Genomic DNA, 1,187 nt, shown 5'->3' on the forward strand with positions numbered 1-1,187 from the left:
TCGGTCTCGATCTCGACGAAGGATACCGATGCGCCGGCGGCGTTGAGCGCATGCACGATCGAGCGGCTCTCCTCGGTCGGGAACAGCCAATCCGAGGTGAAGGACACCAGGCAGAAGCGGGTTTTCGTGCCGGCGAAAGCGTCGGCCAACCGGCCGCCATGGTCTGCGGCGAGGTCGAAATAGTCCATCGATCGCGTCATGTAGAGGTAGGAATTGGCGTCGAAGCGATCGACGAAGGTCATGCCCTGATGGCGCAGATAGCTTTCGATCTGGAAGTCGGCGTCGAAGCCGAAGGTCAGCGCTTCGCGATCCTGCAGATTGCGGCCGAACTTGCGGTGCAGGGCGGCTTCCGACAGGTAAGTGATGTGGGCGGCCATGCGCGCTACCGCCAGGCCCTTTTCCGGGCGTTTGCCGTGCTCGAAATATTTGCCGCCATGCCAGTCCGGATCGGCCATGACAGCCTGCCGGCCAACCTCATGAAAGGCGATGTTCTGCGAGGAATGGCGCGCGCCGGTGGCGATCGGCAGTGCCGAGAAGACGCGCTCCGGATAGCTCGACGCCCATTCCAGCACCTGCATGCCGCCCATCGAGCCGCCGAGCACGCAAAACAGTTTCTCGATGCCGAAATGGTCGATCAGCATCTGCTGCGCCCGCACCATGTCGCGGATGGTGATGATCGGCAGGTCAAGCCCATAGGGCTTGCCGGTGGCGGGATTGGTCGAGGCCGGGCCGGTGGACCCAAGGCAACCGCCGATGACGTTGGAGCAGATGACGAAGAAACGATTGGTGTCGATGATCTTGCCGGGCCCGATCAGCACTTCCCACCAGCCTGGCTTGCCGGTCACCGGATTGGTGCTGGCGACGTGCTGGTCTCCGGTCAGCGCATGGCAGACGAGGATGGCGTTGGAGCGGGCATCGTTCAGCGTGCCGTAGGTCTGGTAGGCGATCTGGAACGGTGACAGCAGCGTACCGGCGTCCAGCTTGAGCGGCTTGTCGGATCCAAAACGCAAAACCGGGCTCGACGGTTGGTCGACCTCGTTGTTGGTTTTGCGGGCACGCAGAACGGCCATGACATCCATCTCACACTTTGAGCCCACGCATCGCACTCGTCGAAAGTCGATGCCGATACGGGTGTCCGGCCGGCGCGGACAACAAAAAACCGGCATTGCGGTCGCAAAGCCGGTTAC

1 protein-coding gene is annotated in these 1,187 nt (G+C 62.4%); it reads right to left on the reverse strand.

Annotated features, from left to right (window positions below):
- A partial coding sequence (locus tag EN914_RS35920; RefSeq protein WP_127384017.1) for a homoserine O-acetyltransferase occupies nt 1–1,070 on the reverse strand: 1,070 nt, incomplete at its 3' end.
- Nucleotides 1,071–1,187 lie beyond the last annotated feature (117 nt).

The sequence above is a fragment of the Mesorhizobium sp. M7A.F.Ca.CA.001.08.2.1 genome, from assembly GCF_003998455.1.
In the GTDB taxonomy this organism is placed as follows: domain Bacteria; phylum Pseudomonadota; class Alphaproteobacteria; order Rhizobiales; family Rhizobiaceae; genus Mesorhizobium; species Mesorhizobium ciceri.